Origin of the sequence: Falsiroseomonas oleicola, from assembly GCF_019029495.1 — a bacterium.
In the GTDB taxonomy this organism is placed as follows: Bacteria; Pseudomonadota; Alphaproteobacteria; order Acetobacterales; family Acetobacteraceae; genus Falsiroseomonas; species Falsiroseomonas oleicola.
In genome coordinates this window covers 494781-511297 of record NZ_JAERQM010000003.1, presented here as the reverse complement: position 1 = coordinate 511297, position 16517 = coordinate 494781, and the positions used below count along the sequence as shown (strand labels likewise).

Here is a 16517-nt window from a genome sequence, read left to right as displayed (position 1 = left end):
GGGCGCAGGTTGGGCCAATCATGACGCCGGCTTGCGAAGCGGCGCCGTCCTGCGCAGCATCCGGCATCCCTGCCGGAAGCGCCCCGATATGTCGCCTGCCACCCTCGCCGAAGCCGCCGCCGCCCTGGCCGACGGCACCACCACCGCCCGCGCCCTGACCGAGGCCGCGCTGACCCGCATCGCCGAGCCGGGTGGCGAGGGCGCGCGCGCCTTCCTCGCCGTGCATGCCGAATCCGCCCGCGCCTCGGCCAATGCCATGGACGCGCTGCGCGCCGCCGGCCGCGCACCGAGCCCCTGGGCCGGCATCCCGATCAGCGTGAAGGATCTGTATGACGAGGCCGGGCAGCGGAGCCGCGGCGGATCGAAGGCGCTGGCCGATGTGGCGCCGGCCACGGCCACCGCACCCGCCGTCGCGCGGCTGCTGCGCGCGGGGTTCGTGGTGCTGGGCCGCACCAACATGGTCGAATTTGCCTTCTCCGGCCTCGGCCATAATCCGCATTACGGCACGCCGCGCAGCCCCTGGGACCGGGCGACGGGGCGGCTGCCGGGCGGTTCTTCCTCCGGCGCCGGGGTGGCGGTGGCGGATGGGATGGGGTTCGCGGGCCTCGGCTCCGACACCGGCGGGTCCTGCCGCATTCCTGCGGCGCTCTGCGGCATTGTCGGCTGGAAGCCAACGGCGAAGCGGGTGCCGCTGGCCGGCACGCTGCCGCTGTCCTCCACGCTCGACAGCCTCGGGCCGCTGGCCAGGTCGGTGGCCTGCTGCGCGGTGCTGGACAGCCTGATGGCCGGGGAGGATGGCTGGGTGCCCGCCCCTGCCCAAGGCATCGCCGGCATGCGGCTCGGCGTGCTGCAAGGCTATGTGACGGAGAACTGGGACCCGCAGGTCACCACGGCCTTCGAGGCGGCATTGAAAAAGCTCTCGGCGGCGGGGGCGCGGGTGGAGTTGCTGACGGTGCCGGAACTGGCGGATATCCCCAAGGCCAATGCCACCGGCGGCTATGCGGCGAGCGAGGCCTTCGCCTGGCATCGCGGGCTGATCGAGCGGCAGCGCGAGGCCTATGACCAGCGCATTCTTTCCCGAATCCTGCGCGGCGGGCAGATGTCGGCGGCGGACTACATCCAGCTCGGCCAGGACCGGGCGCGGATCATCGCCGCCTTCGCCGCCCGCACGGCGGGGTTCGACGCGGTGGTGTCGCCCACCTGCCCGCTGGTGCCGCCGGCGATTTCCGCGATCGAGGACGAGGCGGAATATGGCCGCATCAACCTGCTGCTGCTGCGCAACACCGCCGTCGGCAATTTCCTCGACCGCTGCGCCATCAGCCTGCCCTGCCAAAGGCCGGGGGAGGCGCCGGTCGGCTTCCAACTGATGGGCGAGCATGGCGGCGACGCGAAGCTCTTCGCCGTGGCGCAGGCGGTGGAGGCCGCGCTGGCGGCGTGACCCCACGCTTCGGCGCCCTGTCCGAAGGCGAGGCGCCGGCCGAGGGCGCCGAAAGCCTTGTCACCCTGCTGGCGGAAGGCGGGGTGGTGATCGAGCGCATCGCCTCCCACCACGCCGCCAGCCCGGAGGGTTTCTGGTACGACCAGCCGGGCACGGAATTCGTGCTGCTGGCGCGGGGAAGTGCCACGCTCGGCTTCGCCGACGGCACGGTGCGCGCCATGGCGGCGGGGGATTGGGCGGTGCTGCCGGCGGGCTGCCGGCATCGCGTGGAGGCGACCAGCGCGGATGCGCTGTGGCTGGCGGTTCACCTGCCCTCCGGCTGATCCTCCAGCAACGGCAGTACGGGCTGTTCGTCCTTCAGCGCGACACCCGTGGCGCCAAGGTCGCGCGCGGCCTGAACCAGCCACAGCAGTTTCGCGGATGCCTCCGCCACGCTCAGCCCGCCGGGGCGGATATTGCTGATGCAGTTGCGCTCGGCGTCGCTGCGGCCGGGGCGTGGCGCGTGGGTCAGGTAGATGCCCATGCTGTCCAGCGCGGACAGGCCCGGCCTTTCGCCGATCAGAACTGCGACCATGGCGGCACCGAGCGCCGCGCCGATGGCGTCCCCGATGGCGACGCGCGCCTGGGTGGCGATGACCGGCGGTGCCACGTCCCAGCCCGCCGCCCGCAACCCGCTGGTCAGCGCCTGCGCCAGCGCCGGCGCCTGGGCCTGCACGCCGGTGGCGCAGAGGCCATCCGCCACCACGATGGCGAAGCAGCCCGGGCGCGGCGCGAGGGAAAGACCTTCCGCCATGCGCCGGCCGAGATCGGGCCGCAGCAGGTAGGTCCGGCGATCCGGCGCGGCACTCGCCACCACCTCGGCCCCCAGCGCCGCCTGCAAAGCCGGCACGTCGAGCACGGACCAGACGGCATCGCGCGCCTGGGCATGCGCCTCCTGGAAATCGAGATGCGCCGCGGTGGGCAGCCCGTTGCCGACGCGGCCAAGGCCGACGCGCGCCGCCGTGTGGCGCCGCAGGTCGCGCCAGAGGACGGGCGCGCTCACAGCAGCCCCGCCACCGCCATGGGCAGGCGATCCGGCGTGCGGTCGGCCAGGCCCATCCGCTCCAGCCACGCCAGAAACTCGGGCGCCGGAGTCTTGCCCAGCGCGGCGCGGACATAGAGCCCGTCATGGAAGGAGGTGGACTGATAGGCGAGCATGGTGTCGTCCGCCCCCGGCACCCCCATCACATAGGTGACGCCCGCCACGCCGAGCAGCGTCAGCAGCGCATCCATGTCGTCCTGGTCGGCTTCCGCATGGTTGGTGTAGCAAACATCCACCCCCATCGGCAGGCCGAGCAGTTTTCCACACATGTGGTCTTCCAGGCCGGCGCGGGTGATCTGCTTGCCGTCGAACAGGTATTCGGGGCCGATGAAGCCGACGACGCTGTTGACCAGCAGCGGGCGAAAACGGCGCGCCACGGCATAGGCGCGGCATTCCAGCGTCTGCTGATCGACGCCGTGATGCGCATCGGCCGAGAGCGCGCTGCCCTGGCCGGTTTCGAAGTACATGCAGTTGTCGCCGAGCGTGCCGCGCTTCAGCGCCAGCGCGGCCGCATGCGCCTCCGCCAGCAGGGAGAGCGACACGCCGAAGCTCTCATTCACCGCCTGCGTGCCGCCGATGGATTGGAACACCAGGTCCACCGGCGCGCCGCGCTGCATGGCCAGCAGGGTGGTGGTGACATGCGCCAGCACGCAGCTTTGCGTCGGGATGGCGTAGCGGTCGCGCACCGCATCCAAAAGGCCGAGCACGCGGCACAGGTTCTCCACATTGTCCGTCGCCGGATTGACGCCGATCACCGCATCCCCGGCGCCGAGCAGCAGCCCATCCAGCACCTGCGCGGCGATGCCCTTCGGATCATCCACCGGGTCATTCGGCTGCAGGCGGATGGAGAGCGTGCCGGGCAGGCCCAGCGTGTTGCGGAACCTCGTCACGACGCGGCATTTGGCGGCGATCGCCACCAGATCCTGCAACCGGCAGATTTTTGAGAGTGCCGCCACCATTTCGGGCGTCAGGCCTGGGGCCAGCGTGGTGAGCGCGGCTGAATCCGCCTCTCCCAGCAGCCAGTCCCGGAAGCCGCCGACCGTGAGGTGCGCGAGCGGCGCGAAGGCGGCGGCGTCGTGGCTGTCCAGGATCAGCCGCGTGACCTCATCCGCCTCATAGGGCACGACCGCCTCGGTCAGGAAATGCGCCAGGGGCAGGTCGGCCAGCGCCCTCTGCGCCGCCACGCGCTGCGCCGCGCTTTCGGCGGCCACCCCGGCCAGGGCATCGCCGGACCGGAAGGGCGTGGCGCAGGCCAGCAATTGCCGCAGGTCGGCGAAGACGTGCCGCGTGCCGCCGACCGTCGCGGAAAAACCCATGCCGCCCCCTCCCCCTGCGCCCGCCCGCCGGGTTGCCAGCCCGCCCGCGCAGGGGGAGGATGCCACAAATCAGGAGGGACGGAATGGACCGCGACAAGCTGGAGATGCGCCCGGATGCGGGCGCCGATTGGCCGGATCGGATCTACGACGCGCTGAAGGCCAATGGTATCACCCAGGTCGCCCTGGTCCCGGATGCCGGCCACAGCCGGTTGATCAAGCGATGCCTTGCCGACAATGAAATGACGGTCGTCACCCTGACGACGGAGGAGGAGGGCGTGGCCCTGCTCTGCGGCGCCTGGCTGGGCGGGGTGAAGGGGGTGCTGCTGATGCAGAGCTCCGGCGTCGGCAACTGCATCAACATGCTGTCGCTGTCGCATATCCACCGCACGCCGCTGCCGATGATCGTGACCATGCGCGGCGACTTCGCCGAGTTCAATCCGGCGCAGATCCCGATGGGGCAAGCGACGCAGACGGTGCTGGAGGCCATGGGCACCATCGTGCACCGCGCCGATCGGCCGGAGGATGTGGCGGAGACGGTGGACGCCACGCTGCGCCTCGCCTTCAACACCTTTCGGCCGGCGGCCACCCTGCTTGGCCAGCGTCTGATCGGCGCCAAGACCTTCGGGAAGGACTGATCCATGGCCGAATACCCGAACCGGCGCGACGTGGTGCGCGCTTTGCTGGAAGATCGTGGCGACCTGCTGGTGATCGCCGGCCTCGGCGCCTCCGCCTGGGACATCACCGCCATCGGCGACCACCCGCGCAACCTTCCCCTGTGGGGCGGCATGGGGGGCGCGGCGATGATGGGCCTAGGACTGGCGCTGGCGCAGCCATCAGCCAAGGTGCTGGTCATCACCGGGGATGGCGAGATGCTGATGGCGCTCGGCGCCATGGCCACCATCGCGGTCAAGAAACCCGCGAACCTGTCCGTCGTGGTGCTGGACAATGAGCATTACAGCGAGACGGGCAACCAGGAGACGGCGACGCGGCATGGCGTGGACCTCGCCGCCATGGCACGCGGCGCCGGCCTCGCCAGCGCGCGTACCCTGACGACCCTCGAACAGGTCCCGGCCCTGCGCGCCGAAATCCACGCCGGCACAGGCACCGTCTTCGCGGTCACAAAGATCGCGCCGGGCAATCTGCCGCTGGTGCTGCCGCCGCGCGATGGCGCCATCCTCCAGGCGCGTTTCCGCGAGGCCCTGCTCGGCCCCGCCGCCCACCACCAGCTTTGAAGGCCCGAACATGCCGCATGTGATCTGCGTCCGCCCGATCCACGAGGAAGCCATCGCCAGGATGCGGGCGACGCCGGGCGTCACGGTGGAGGTGCTGATGGACCTCTCCCCGGAATCGATGGCCGCCAACCTGCCCAAGGCGGATGCGCTGATCGTGCGCACCATCCGCATCGACCGCGCCTTCCTGGCGAACTGCCCCAACCTGAAGATCCTGGTGCGGCACGGCGTCGGCTACGACATCGTCGATGTCCCCGCCCTGACCGAGCGCGGCATCCCGCTGGCGATCACGCCGGAGGCGAATGCCGTCTCCGTCGCCGAACATGCGCTGATGATGATGCTCGCCTGCGCCCGCAAGCTGCCGGCCTTCAACGCCAATATGCACCAGCCGACCCCGGTCTGGGGCTCGCAACCGAGCCTCCCAACCTTCGACCTGGCCGGCAAGACCGTGCTGGTGATGGGCTTTGGCCGCATCGGCACGCGGGTGGCAAAGCTCTGCGCCGCCTTCGGCATGCATGTGCTGGTGCGCGACCCGAATGTCGCCAAGGGCAGCATCCGCGGCCTGGGCTTCGAGCCGGTGGATGATGCGGCGGAAGCGGCCGGGCGGGCGGATATCGTGACGCTGCATGTGCCGTCCTCCGCCGAGACGCGCAACCTGGCGGATGCCGCCTTCATCGCGCGGATGAAGAAGGGCGCGGTGCTGGTGAACACGGCGCGCGGCACGGTGCTGGACCAGAATGCGCTGGAAGCCGCACTCCGCGCCGGCCATCTTTCCGCCGCCGGCATCGACGTGTTCGAGGAGGAGCCGGTGGAAACGCCGATCAGCCTGCTCTCCGCGCCGAACCTCATCATGACCCCGCATGTCGCCGCCAGCACGGCGGAGGGGCTGCGCCGCATGGCGCTGGATTCCGCCGCCGCCGCTTTGGCCTGCTTCACCGGCACGCTGGACCCGGATGTGATCGTCAACAAGGAAGTCCTTCCCAGAAGGAATTAAACACCATGCGCCGCCTGGTGCTCGCCTTCCTGCTCCTCGCCACGCCCCTTGCCGCGGAGCCGGTTCGGGCCACGCGGCAGATGGCGGCAACCGCCAGCCCCCATGCGACGGAAGCGGCGCTGGCCATGCTGCGTGCCGGCGGCAGCGCGGTGGATGCGGCGGTGGCGGCGCAGGCGGCGCTTTCCGTCGCGGAGCCGCATGCCAGCGGCTTGCTCGGCGGCGGCTTCCTGCTGGCCTGGGACCAGGCGGCGGGGCGGCTGCGCTATTACGAGGGCATCGCCGGCGCCCCGGCGGCGAGCGCGGACCGGCTGACCGCCGGCGGCATCGGCCCGGCCACCATCGCGCGGTCCGGCCGCGCCGTGGCCGTGCCGGGCGCCATCGCCGCGCTGGCCCTGGCGCATGCGGCGCATGGGCGGCTGCCCTGGGCGGAGCTCTTCGCCCCCGCGATCCGGCTGGCTGAGGATGGTTTCCCCCTGCCGCCCTATCTGCATCAGGTGATCCGCAACCGCGCGGTGGAGCTGCGGCGCGTGCCGGCCATCCGCGCGCTGTATTTCGACGCGGCCGGCGAGCCGCTGGCGGCCGGCGCGCCCTTCCGCAATGCGGATCAGGCCCGGGCGCTGCGCCTGCTGGCCAGCGAAGGGCCGGCCGCGCTCTATGGCGGCGCGCTCGGCCAGGCAGTGGTCGAAGCCGTGGCGGTGGAGCCGGCACCAGGCTGGCTGACGCTGCAAGATCTGCGCGGCTACCGCGCGGTGGAGCGCGATCCGCTCTGCGCCGAGGTGCTGGCGCGCCGCATCTGCACCGCTGCCCCGCCATCTTCCGGTGGCATCGCGGTCTTGCAGACGCTCGCCATCGCTGAACGCCTCGGCATCGCCCGCGCCGGGCGGGACAGTGCGGAAGCCGCGCATATCTTCGTGGAGGCGAGCCGGCTGGCCGCCGCCGATCGCCGGCGCTGGATCGGTGATCCGGACCAGGTGGCGAACCCGCTGCCCGGCCTGCTGGACCGCGCCTATCTCGACCAGCGTGCCGCCCTGGCCGCGCCGGGTCGCGCGATGGCGGAGGTCGCGGCCGGCGACCCGCCGCAGCGCCACGGCGCCCTGCCCCCCGCCAGCGACCCGATGGCGGAGACGGCGACGACGCAGGTCGTCATCCTCGATGCGGCGGGCAATGCCGTGTCCTTCACCACCACCAACAACCTGAATTTCGGCGCCGAGCTGCTGGCGATGGGCATCACGCTGAACAACGGCATGACCAACTTCGCCACCAATCCCGGCACCGCGGAGCGCCCGGCGCAGAACCGCCTGGCCCCCGGCAAGCGGCCGGTGACCACCATGGCGCCCACCATGGTCTTCGGCGCGGATGGGCGGCCGGAACTGGTGCTGGGTGCCGGCGGCGGGGCGCGGATTCCGGATGCCGTGGCCGCCGCGGTGATCGAGGTTCTGGCCTTCGGCGCCGATGCCGAACGCGCCACCGCCCGCCCGCGCATCGGCGCCCAGACCGGGACGGTGGAACTGGAACGGGGCACGCCGCTGGAAGCCCAGGCCCCGGCGCTGACCGCGCTGGGCCATGCGCCGCGCGTCGTGGTGATGAATACCGGGCTCCAGGTGATCCGCCGGCGGCCCGACGGACGCCTGGAAGGCGCCGCCGATCCGCGACGGGATGGGGTGGCGGCGGGGGATTAATACCAACGGCCCTATCGCGTGACCGCTCCGGGCCCCCTCAGACGCCGGGCGGAAACCTCCGGTTTCCTTGGCTTCGCCGCACTTGCGGCGGCGCCCATTCGGGCGCTCGGACCGGTCAAGAGACCGGTCCGCTGGTATAAGCCCCCCGCCGCCCGCGCGCGTCAGTCGAAGGTGATATTGGCGCGCCGGATCACCTCGGCATATTTCGCCGCGTCCCGCCGCAACAAGGCGGAGGCTTCGGCGCTGGTGCCGCCGCCGGGGATGAATCCGGCATCGGCGACGCGCTGGCGCAGGCCCGGATCGGACAGCGCCTTGTTCACTGCCTGAACCCAACGCTCGCTGATGGCGGAAGGCAGGCCGGGCGGGCCCATCACCATGTACCAGACGGCGGCATCGAAATCCGGGAAGCCGCTTTCGGCGATGGTCGGCACATCCGGCAGCGTCGGCACGCGCTGCTTCAGCGTGGTCGCCAGCGCCCGCACCCGGCCGGCGCGGATATGCGGCAGGTAGGTGGGCAGGGTATCGATGGCGATGTCGATGCGCCCGGCCAGCACCTCATTCACCGCCTGGCCGGTGCCGCGGAAGGGAATATGGGTCATCTCCAGCCCCGCCGCGAAGCTCAGCGCGGCGGCCGCGAGATGCTGCTGCGTCGCGACGCCGGAGGAGGAGTAGTTCAGCTTCCCCGGATTCGCCTTCGCATGGGCGATGAACTGTTCGAATGTCTGCGCCGGGGAATTCAGCGGCACCACCGCCACCAGCGGCACGGTGCCGGCCAGCACCACCGCCGTCTGGTCGGCGATGATGTCGAAGGGCGGCGGCCGCATGGTGGGCGGCACGACGGCGGAGGCGCTGACCGTGGTCATCAGCATCTGGTAGCCATCCGGCCGGCCGCGCGCATTGGTCGCCGCCGCGATGGTGCCGGACCCGCCGGCGCGATTCTCGATGGCGATGGCCTGGCCGAAATCCTCCTGCAAGGCGGGCTGCAGCAGGCGGGCGATGATGTCCGTGCCGCCGCCCGGGGCGAAGCCGACCAGCAGGGCGACGGTGCGGTTGGGATAGGCGCCGGCCGCGCCCTGCGCCCAGGCCGGCAGCGGCAGGGCAGCAGCGCCCGCCGCGGCCAGAAGGCTGCGTCGTGTGAACATGTTTCCTCCGGTTTTTTGCTTATGGTCCGAAGGATGCCTTGTGGTCAGCTTCCCGTCCAGACGGGCTTCCGCTTGGCCAGGAAGGCCTGAACACCCTCCCGGAAGTCATTGCTGCCGAAGCACATGGTCACCAGGTCGTCACCCTCGATGGTGCCGGCGGCCAGTCGCAGGCGCTTCAGGGCGACCTTGGTCGCGGTCAGCGTCAGCGGCGCCATGCCGGCGATCTCCACGGCCAGCTTCTCGGCGCGTTCCGCCAAAGCTTCCGGCGTCTCCAGCATCTCGGAGATGAAGCCGGCGGCCAGCGCCTCCGGCGCGTCCATCAGCCGCGCGGTGAAGATCAGGTCCTTCAGCTTCGCCGGGCCGATCAGTGCGGCGAATCGAGAAATATTCATGGTGGACAGCGTGTTGCCCAAGGTGCGCGCCACCGGCACGCCGAAGCGCGCATTGGCGCTGGCGATGCGCATGTCGCAGACGCCCGCGATCCCCAGCCCCCCGCCGACGCAGGCCCCGGCCACCGCGGCGATCACCGGCTTCGGGCAATCCTCGATGGCGGACAGCACGCGGTCGATGCGGGTTTCGTAGTCCAGCGCGTCCTGGCCGGTCGAGAAATTCTGGAACTGGCTGATGTCGGTGCCGGCCGCGAAGGCCTTGCCGCCGGCGCCGGTGATGACCCAGCAGCGGATCGCCGGGTCCTTGGCCACGGCGGCGGCCTGTTCGAACAGGCCCTCATACATCGGGAAGGTCATGGCATTGCGCTGTTCCGGGCGGTTCAGCGTGGTCCAGGCCACCGGGCCGCGGGTCTCGTGCAGGATGTCGGGCATATTGGTTCCTCCTCCCCCTCTTGTGCGGCCAGGTCACCCGGGGCGACAAGTCCGGCAACCGGATGGAGACTGACAAGAATGCGTATCGTCAGCGTCAAGCAGGGCATCGCCCCGATCGCGAGCGACATCGCCAACGCCTATATCGACTTCTCCAAGATGACCGCCTCCATCGTCGCGGTCACGGTGGAAGGGGAAGGCGGCAGGCGTGCCACCGGCTACGGCTTCAACTCCAACGGTCGCTACGCCCAGCCCGGCCTGCTGGCGGAGCGTTTCGTGCCGCGGCTGACGGAGGCGACGGAGGCCCAGATCACCGGCCCGGACGGCCGGCTGAACCCGCAGGGCGCCTGGGCGGCGATGATGAAGAACGAAAAGCCTGGCGGCCATGGCGAGCGCAGCGTCGCCGTGGGCGTGCTGGACATGGCGCTGTGGGACGCGGCGGCGAAGCTGGAGGGCCTGCCGCTGTGGCGGCTGCTGGCCGATCGCTACAATGGCGGCCAGGCGGATGAGGCCGCCTGGGTCTATGCCGCCGGCGGCTACTACTACCCCGGCAAGGGGGTGGATGCGCTGGTCGAGGAGATGAAGCGCTACCTCGGCATGGGCTATGCCACGGTGAAGATGAAGATCGGCGGCGCCCCCGGCACCGCGCTCGCCGATGCGCTGGCCGAGGATATCGAGCGGATCGAGGCCGTGGTGAAGCTGCTGGGCGGCGATGGCAGCAAGCTGGCGGTCGATGTGAATGGCCGCTTCGACCTGCCGGCGGCACTCGCCTATGCCGCGGCGCTGGAGCCGATGGGGCTGCGCTGGTACGAGGAACCGCTCGACCCACTGGATTATTCCACGCACGCGACCCTGGCGGAACACTACGGCCCGCCGATCGCAACTGGGGAGAATCTGTTCTCGATGCTGGATGCGCGCAACCTGATCCGCCATGGCGGGCTGCGGCCGGATCGGGACATCCTGCAGATGGACCCGGCCTTGTCCTATGGGCTGTGCGAATACCTGCGGACGCTGGACATGCTGGCCGCCCATGGCTGGTCGCGCCGCCGCTGCGTGCCGCATGGTGGGCACCAGTTCGCCCTCAGTATCGCCGTCGGCCTCGGCCTGGGTGGCAATGAAAGCTATCCGGAGGTCTTCGCCCCGTTTGGCGGCTTCGCGGATGACGTGCCGGTGGTGGAGGGGCGCGTGGCGATGCCGGACATCCCGGGCGTGGGCTTCGAGGCGAAGAACAAGCTTTTCGAAGTCTTCAAGGGCCTCGGCTGATGGCCCAGCGCGCCATTCCCGCCGTCTTCATGCGCGGCGGGACCAGCAAGGCCATCATGTTCCACGCCCGCGACCTGCCGGCGGATCGGGCTGAGTGGGACGCGATCTTCATGGCGGCGCTCGGCACGCCCGACCCCTATGGAAGGCAGCTCAACGGCATGGGCGGCGGTGTATCGTCCCTGTCGAAAATCTGCGTGCTGGCGCCGTCGGAGCGGGATGACGCCGATATCGACTACACGTTTGCCCAGGTGCTGATCCGCGAGGCGCGCGTGGATTGGAAGGGCAATTGCGGCAATATGAGCTCCGCCGTCGGCCCCTTCGCGGTGGATGAGGGGCTGGTGCGGCCGAATGGCGAGACCGCGACCGTCCGCATCTACAACACCAATACGAAGAAGATCATCCACAACACCTTCGAGCTGGAGGATGGGCGCGCCAAGGTCCTGGGCGACCTGTCCATCCCCGGCGTCGGCGGCACGGGTGCGCCGGTGCGGCTGGATTTCGTGCAGCCCGGCGGCGCCACCACCGGCCGGCTGCTGCCCAGCGGGCAGGTCAAGGATATGCTGGAGGTGCCGGGATTCGGGCCCATCGAGGCCTCCCTGGTCGATGCCGCCAATGCCTCCGCCTTCATCCGGGCGCGGGATATCGGGTTGACGGGGCGCGAATTGCCGGAGGAGCTGGAAGCGCGGCCGGATATCCTGGCGCTGCTGGACGCCATCCGGCTCCAGGCCTCCATCCGCATGGGCATCGGCGCGGATCTGGCGGCGGCGAAGGCGATCAGCTCCGTCCCCTATATCGGCTTCGTCAGCCCGCCGGCCGAGGCGCCGACCCTGTCAGGGGAGACCATCGCGGCCGGGGAGATCGACCTGGCGGCGCGCATCATCTCCAACGGCCAGCCGCACCGGGCGCTGCCGCTGACCGGCTCGCTCTGTACCGCCGTGGCGGCGCGTATCGCGGGGACGGTGGTGGCGGAATGCCTCGGGGCCGTGGCGCCGGGGCCGATCCGCATCGGCATGCCTTCCGGCGTGCTGACCGTGGGCGCGGATGTGGCGCAGGAGGCGGGCGAATGGGTCGCCCGTGCCGGGTCCTTCTACCGGACGGCGCGGCGGCTGTTCGACGGGCGGGTCTGGATTCCCGGCTGAGCCCTACCGCGCCAGCCAGCCCCGGGCGAAATCCTCGGCGCCCGAGGGCAAGGGCGCGCGGGGATCAGCGGTAAACGCCAGAATGTCGCCCACCACCGCCTCGCGGTTGCTGTCGGTCAGCAGCAGATGAAAACCTTCCTCATGGATGGCGATCCTCACCGGGCTGTCCGGCGGCAGGCGGCGCAGCGCGGCGCGCACCGGCCGGGCCGGGATCAGCGAATCCTTGTCGCCGTAAAGCAAAAGTACCGGCATGGGGCGGTTGCCCACCCCGCGGCAGCAGGTGGGCAGGGCCGCACTGGCCGCGTCCATCAGATCGACCAGCCCCACCGCCGCATCCACCCGCGTGCGGCGGATCACCAGCGGGTCGCGGCCCAGCCGGCGCAGCGCTGCCGCATTGTCGCTGGCGACCACGCCGCCCACCCCGCCCTGGAAGCCGAGGATCGGCATGGTGCGCGCGGCCAGCCACAGCCCGCCGCGCATCACGGCGTTCATGCTCTCCCGCCCCCAAAGCGCCGGGGCCAGCAGCACATAGCCATCCACCGGCGCCGCCTCCGCCGCCGTGCCGGCCAGGATGGAAACGGCGCCGCCCATGCTCTCCCCCATCAGGAACAACGGCAGGTCGGGGTGGCGGGCGCGCAGCAGGCGGGCGGCGATGATGGCATCCTCGGCCATGGTCTCCGCCCCCGGCCAGTAGCCCCGGTTGGGGGACCGGCCGAAGCCGCGCTGGTCATAGGCATAGACCAGCAGCCCGCCGGTCGTGAGCTGGTCGATGCTGTCGGCCAGGAAATTGCCGGAATGGTCGTTGAAGCCGTGCAGCGCCAGCAGAACGGCCCGCGGAGGGGTTTCGGGCGCGAAGCTGCGCATCGGCAGCACCGCGCCATCGGCGGTCACCACCGCCTCCCCGCGCAGGAAGGGCATGACGATGGCGGGGCCGGCGGGCAGCACCACGGGGGTGCAGGCGGCAGCCAGCAGCAAAGCGAGCAGGGCCAGGACACCACGCCGCCAAGCCATTCCGCGCCAAACCCTTCTGCCGCCTGAAGCGTCCCACGGCTAACGCAGACCGGCCTCGCCCCGCAAGGTCGGGGCTGGCCGTGCCCCTCCGCCCCCCCTATGTTCCCGCCATGGCCGGCCTGCCCCAGCCCGGCCCCAGCCCATGAGGACCGCCATGCGCGATGCGCGACAGACCGGCTACACCCCGGTCGCCCTGCCCGGTGTGACGCCGGAGGACGTTCTGGAAGTCACCACACGCGTCCCGGGCTGTGATGGCGGCGGCGGCGCGCTGGGCCATCCGCTGGTCTATCTGCGCATCGAGGACCGGCAGGTGACCTGCCCCTATTGCTCCCGCACCTACCGCCTCGCCGAGGGTGCAGGCGAGGATAGCGGACACTGAGCATGACCGAAGCCGCCCTGCCCCCGGCCACCGCCGTCGAGGAAGCCGTCCCGCCGGTCGCGGCGGGGCAGAAGCGGCTGATCCTGGTCGACGGCTCCGGCTACATTTTTCGCGCCTTCCACGCCCTGCCGCCGATGACGCGGCCGGATGGCACGCATGTGAATGCCGTCTTCGGCTTCACCCAGATGTTGTCGCAATTCCTGTCGCGCCACGCCGCCACCCATATCGCGGTGGTCTTCGACAGCGCGCGGCTGACGTTCCGGAATGATTTCTACCCTGACTACAAGGCGCACCGGCCCGAGCCGCCGCCCGAGCTGATCCCGCAATTCGCCCTGATCCGGGAGGCGACGGAAGCGCTCGGCGTCTGCCAGGCCGAACAGCCGGGCTTCGAGGCGGATGACCTGATCGCCGCCTATGCCCGCGTCTTCGTGGAGGAGGGTGGCGAGGTCTCGATCGTCTCCTCCGACAAGGACCTGATGCAGCTCATCGGCCCCGGCGTGCAGATGCTGGACCCGATCAAGCAGAAGCCGATCCGCGAGCCGGAAGTCTTTGAGAAGTTCGGCGTGACACCCGACAAGGTGGTGGAGGTGCAGGCCCTGGCCGGTGACAGCACCGACAATGTGCCAGGCGTCCCTGGCATCGGCATCAAGACCGCAGCGCAGCTCATCAACGAATACGGCGACCTCGAAACGCTGCTGGCCAATACCGCCAAGATCAAACAGCCGAAGCGGCGGGAAGCGCTGGAGCTGAATGCGGAGAAGGCGCGGATCAGCAAGCGGCTGGTGCAGCTCGACGCCCATGCGCCGCTGCCCTGCCCGATCGAGAAGATGCTGACCCGCGCGCCGCATCCGGCGACGCTCGAGAAATTCCTGCGCGAAAATGGTTTTCGCAGCCTGCTGGCCCGCCTCGGCCTGGGCGATGCCAGCGCGGTCACGCGCGGCAACGGTTTTCGCCCGCCCGCGCCGGCGAGCGAGGCGCCGGTCGCGACCGCCGAGGCGACGCCCTTCGGCGACTACGCCACCGTCACCACCATCGAGGCCCTGCGCGAATGGATCACCGCGGCCCAGGCGGCCGGCGTGGTGGGCTTCGACACGGAGACCGACAACCTCAACGCCATGAAGGCGCGACTGGTCGGCTTTTCGCTCGCCACCGCCCCGGGCCGCGCCTGCTACGTGCCGCTGCGGCATGAGGGCAGCGGCGACCTGATGGGCGCGGCGCATCCCGAACAGATCGACGCCGAAGCGGCGCTGGCCGAGATCAAGCCGCTGCTGGAGGACCCCTCCGTCCTCAAGGTGCTGCACAACGCCAAATACGACCTGGAAGTGCTGTGGCGGGCGGAGAATGGCGGCATCGCCGTGGCGCCCGTGGATGACACCATGCTGATGTCCTACGCGCTGCGCGCCGGCAAGCACGGGCACGGCATGGACGAACTGGCGCTGCTGCATCTGGGCCACAGCTGCATCACCTTCGACAGCGTCACCGGCACCGGCCGGAACCGCATCACCTTCAGCAAGGTGCCGCTGGACAAGGCCACCGCCTACGCCGCCGAGGATGCGGATGTGACGCTGCGCCTGTGGCACGCGCTGCGGCCGGAGTTGCGCGGCGCGCGGGCGCTGACGCTGTATGAGCAGGTGGAACGCCGCATGGTGGCGGTGCTGCGTGACATGGAAATCGCCGGCATCAAGATCGACGCCGCCGAATTGTCGCGGATCGGCGTCGATTTCACGGAGAAGCTGGCGCGGTACGAGCGCGAGATCCATGAGCTGGCGGGCAAGCCCTTCAATGTCGGCTCGCCGAAGCAGCTTGGCGAAATCCTGTTCGATGAACAGAAGCTGCCTGGCGGCAAGCGCAGCAAGCTGACCGGCGCCTGGGGCACCGATGCCAGCGTGTTGGAAGAACTGGCCGTGCAGGGCCACGCTTTGCCGCGTCGGGTGCTGGACTGGCGGCAGATCGCCAAGCTGAAATCCACCTATGTCGATGCCCTGGCCCAGGCGGCGGATGCCCAGGGGCGGGTGCATACCGATTTCGCCATGGCGCTGACCTCCACCGGGCGCCTGTCCTCCAGCGATCCGAACCTGCAGAACATCCCGGTCCGCACCGAGGAAGGCGCCCGCATCCGTCGCGCCTTCGTGGCGGAGCCCGGCCATGTGCTGCTGGCGGCGGATTACAGCCAGATCGAGCTGCGCATCCTGGCCCATGTCGCCGATGTGCCGGCGCTGAAGGACGCCTTTGCCAAGGGCCAGGACATCCATTCGCGGACGGCGGCGGACATCTTCCACCTGGCGCCGGAGGCGGTGGACAAGGAAGCGCGGCGGCGCGCCAAGACGATCAATTTCGGCATCATCTATGGCATGTCCGCCTTCGGCCTGGGCGCGCGGCTCGGGATCGGGCCGGGCGAGGCGCGGGCGATCATCGACGCCTATTTCGGCCAGTATCCCGGCATCCGCGCCTGCATGGAAAAGCTGAAGGAGGACGCGCGCAGCACCGGCTACGTCCAGACCCCCTTCGGCCGCAAGCTGTGGATCGCCGACATCGCCAGCAAGGACCCCGTGCGTCGCGGCGGGGCGGAGCGCGCCGCCATCAACGCCCCCTTCCAGGGCGGCGCGGCGGAGGTGATCAAGCGCGCCATGGTGCGCCTGCCGCTGGCCTTGCGGGAGGCCGGGCTTGGCGCGCGGATGCTGCTTCAGGTGCATGACGAATTGGTGTTCGAGGTGCCGACGGCGGAGGTGGAGGCGACCTCGGCGCTGGTGAAATCCATCATGGAGGGCGTCGCCAGCCTCTCCGTGCCACTGGCCGTCGAGATCGGCCACGGCGCCTCCTGGTCCGAGGCGCATTGAGTATATGCCCTCAGGCGCCGGGCGCCGCCTCCGGCGGCTTGGCTCGCCGCATAAGCGGCGGCGGCCATTCGGCCGCTCGGCCCGCGATGCGGGCCGCATTTTGACATCAAACCCTCAGGCGCCGGGCGCGCGCTCCGCGCGCTTGGCTCGCCGCACTTGCGGCGGCGGCCATTCGGCCGCTCGGCCCGCTG

At 70.6% G+C, this 16517-nt stretch carries 15 protein-coding genes; 10 read left to right on the top strand and 5 right to left on the bottom strand.

The genetic code is table 11. From position 1 onward, the window contains the following. The first annotated feature begins 88 nt into the window (after positions 1–88). Together JJQ90_RS13235 and JJQ90_RS13230 are read left to right on the top strand one after the other, a co-directional pair. On the top strand, positions 89–1438 hold the full coding sequence (locus tag JJQ90_RS13235) for an amidase (protein ID WP_216876085.1): 1350 nt from the start codon (positions 89–91) through the stop codon (positions 1436–1438). After that, entirely contained in the window at positions 1435–1761 is a 327-nt protein-coding gene (locus tag JJQ90_RS13230) for a cupin domain-containing protein (RefSeq protein WP_216876083.1), read from the top strand. The genes JJQ90_RS13235 and JJQ90_RS13230 overlap by 4 nt, the downstream gene beginning before the upstream one ends. Here the strand turns inward: JJQ90_RS13230 and eutC are convergent. Next, positions 1743–2480, bottom strand: a complete 738-nt coding sequence (gene eutC / locus JJQ90_RS13225) for an ethanolamine ammonia-lyase subunit EutC (RefSeq protein WP_216876081.1) — start codon at positions 2478–2480, stop codon at positions 1743–1745. The two genes, JJQ90_RS13230 and eutC, sit on opposite strands and share 19 nt — an antisense overlap. Further along, the gene (locus JJQ90_RS13220) at positions 2477–3835 is read right to left on the bottom strand and encodes an ethanolamine ammonia-lyase subunit EutB (RefSeq protein WP_216876079.1); all 1359 of its coding nucleotides are present in this window, start codon (positions 3833–3835) and stop codon (positions 2477–2479) included. The genes eutC and JJQ90_RS13220 overlap by 4 nt, the downstream gene beginning before the upstream one ends. A gap of 83 nt (positions 3836–3918) precedes the next feature. Here JJQ90_RS13220 and JJQ90_RS13215 point away from each other — a divergent pair, with 83 nt between their 5' ends. From JJQ90_RS13215 to JJQ90_RS13200, 4 genes are read left to right on the top strand one after another with little or no spacing between them, the layout of a single operon-like run. Beyond that, entirely contained in the window at positions 3919–4470 is a 552-nt protein-coding gene (locus JJQ90_RS13215) for a thiamine pyrophosphate-binding protein (RefSeq protein WP_230410614.1), read from the top strand. A 3-nt stretch (positions 4471–4473) separates the two neighbouring features. Continuing rightward, the gene (locus JJQ90_RS13210) at positions 4474–5067 is read left to right on the top strand and encodes a thiamine pyrophosphate-dependent enzyme (protein WP_216876077.1); all 594 of its coding nucleotides are present in this window, start codon (positions 4474–4476) and stop codon (positions 5065–5067) included. A gap of 10 nt (positions 5068–5077) precedes the next feature. After that, on the top strand, positions 5078–6058 hold the full coding sequence (locus JJQ90_RS13205; protein WP_216876075.1) for an NAD(P)-dependent oxidoreductase: 981 nt from the start codon (positions 5078–5080) through the stop codon (positions 6056–6058). A gap of 5 nt (positions 6059–6063) precedes the next feature. Then, positions 6064–7737, top strand: a complete 1674-nt coding sequence (locus tag JJQ90_RS13200; RefSeq protein ID WP_216876073.1) for a gamma-glutamyltransferase family protein — start codon at positions 6064–6066, stop codon at positions 7735–7737. A 161-nt stretch (positions 7738–7898) separates the two neighbouring features. On the opposite strand, the gene JJQ90_RS13195 is transcribed toward JJQ90_RS13200, so the two are convergent. Both JJQ90_RS13195 and JJQ90_RS13190 read right to left on the bottom strand, forming a co-directional pair. Next, the gene (locus tag JJQ90_RS13195) at positions 7899–8879 is read right to left on the bottom strand and encodes a Bug family tripartite tricarboxylate transporter substrate binding protein (RefSeq protein WP_216876072.1); all 981 of its coding nucleotides are present in this window, start codon (positions 8877–8879) and stop codon (positions 7899–7901) included. 44 nt (positions 8880–8923) lie between these two features. Next, positions 8924–9700, bottom strand: a complete 777-nt coding sequence (locus tag JJQ90_RS13190; protein ID WP_216876070.1) for an enoyl-CoA hydratase/isomerase family protein — start codon at positions 9698–9700, stop codon at positions 8924–8926. 78 nt (positions 9701–9778) lie between these two features. On the opposite strand from JJQ90_RS13190, the gene JJQ90_RS13185 reads away from it, so the two are divergent. Further along, positions 9779–10960 (top strand): enolase C-terminal domain-like protein, encoded by a 1182-nt coding sequence (locus tag JJQ90_RS13185; protein ID WP_216876068.1) that lies wholly within the window; start codon positions 9779–9781, stop codon positions 10958–10960. Then, on the top strand, positions 10960–12099 hold the full coding sequence (locus tag JJQ90_RS13180) for a 2-methylaconitate cis-trans isomerase PrpF family protein (RefSeq protein WP_216876066.1): 1140 nt from the start codon (positions 10960–10962) through the stop codon (positions 12097–12099). The genes JJQ90_RS13185 and JJQ90_RS13180 overlap by 1 nt, the downstream gene beginning before the upstream one ends. A 3-nt stretch (positions 12100–12102) precedes the next feature. Here the strand turns inward: JJQ90_RS13180 and JJQ90_RS13175 are convergent, their stop codons facing one another. Next, positions 12103–13110, bottom strand: coding sequence for an alpha/beta hydrolase (locus tag JJQ90_RS13175; RefSeq protein WP_216876064.1), 1008 nt, complete (start codon positions 13108–13110; stop codon positions 12103–12105). A gap of 154 nt (positions 13111–13264) precedes the next feature. Here JJQ90_RS13175 and JJQ90_RS13170 point away from each other — a divergent pair, with 154 nt between their 5' ends. Beyond that, positions 13265–13489, top strand: a complete 225-nt coding sequence (locus tag JJQ90_RS13170) for a zinc-finger domain-containing protein (RefSeq protein WP_216876062.1) — start codon at positions 13265–13267, stop codon at positions 13487–13489. 2 nt (positions 13490–13491) lie between these two features. Beyond that, entirely contained in the window at positions 13492–16326 is a 2835-nt protein-coding gene (gene polA / locus JJQ90_RS13165; protein ID WP_216876060.1) for a DNA polymerase I, read from the top strand. Positions 16327–16517 lie beyond the last annotated feature (191 nt).

What these genes read in the sequence shown, in the direction of transcription:
- JJQ90_RS13235 (WP_216876085.1), top strand. Translation starts at nt 89, where the DNA reads ATGTCGCCTGCCACCCTCGCCGAAGCCGCCGCCGCCCTGGCCGACGGC.
- JJQ90_RS13220 (WP_216876079.1), bottom strand. Translation starts at nt 3,835, where the DNA reads ATGGGTTTTTCCGCGACGGTCGGCGGCACGCGGCACGTCTTCGCCGAC.
- JJQ90_RS13215 (WP_230410614.1), top strand. Translation starts at nt 3,919, where the DNA reads ATGGACCGCGACAAGCTGGAGATGCGCCCGGATGCGGGCGCCGATTGG.
- JJQ90_RS13210 (WP_216876077.1), top strand. Translation starts at nt 4,474, where the DNA reads ATGGCCGAATACCCGAACCGGCGCGACGTGGTGCGCGCTTTGCTGGAA.
- JJQ90_RS13205 (WP_216876075.1), top strand. Translation starts at nt 5,078, where the DNA reads ATGCCGCATGTGATCTGCGTCCGCCCGATCCACGAGGAAGCCATCGCC.
- JJQ90_RS13200 (WP_216876073.1), top strand. Translation starts at nt 6,064, where the DNA reads ATGCGCCGCCTGGTGCTCGCCTTCCTGCTCCTCGCCACGCCCCTTGCC.
- JJQ90_RS13195 (WP_216876072.1), bottom strand. Translation starts at nt 8,879, where the DNA reads ATGTTCACACGACGCAGCCTTCTGGCCGCGGCGGGCGCTGCTGCCCTG.
- JJQ90_RS13190 (WP_216876070.1), bottom strand. Translation starts at nt 9,700, where the DNA reads ATGCCCGACATCCTGCACGAGACCCGCGGCCCGGTGGCCTGGACCACG.
- JJQ90_RS13185 (WP_216876068.1), top strand. Translation starts at nt 9,779, where the DNA reads ATGCGTATCGTCAGCGTCAAGCAGGGCATCGCCCCGATCGCGAGCGAC.
- JJQ90_RS13180 (WP_216876066.1), top strand. Translation starts at nt 10,960, where the DNA reads ATGGCCCAGCGCGCCATTCCCGCCGTCTTCATGCGCGGCGGGACCAGC.
- JJQ90_RS13175 (WP_216876064.1), bottom strand. Translation starts at nt 13,110, where the DNA reads ATGGCTTGGCGGCGTGGTGTCCTGGCCCTGCTCGCTTTGCTGCTGGCT.
- JJQ90_RS13170 (WP_216876062.1), top strand. Translation starts at nt 13,265, where the DNA reads ATGCGCGATGCGCGACAGACCGGCTACACCCCGGTCGCCCTGCCCGGT.
- polA (WP_216876060.1), top strand. Translation starts at nt 13,492, where the DNA reads ATGACCGAAGCCGCCCTGCCCCCGGCCACCGCCGTCGAGGAAGCCGTC.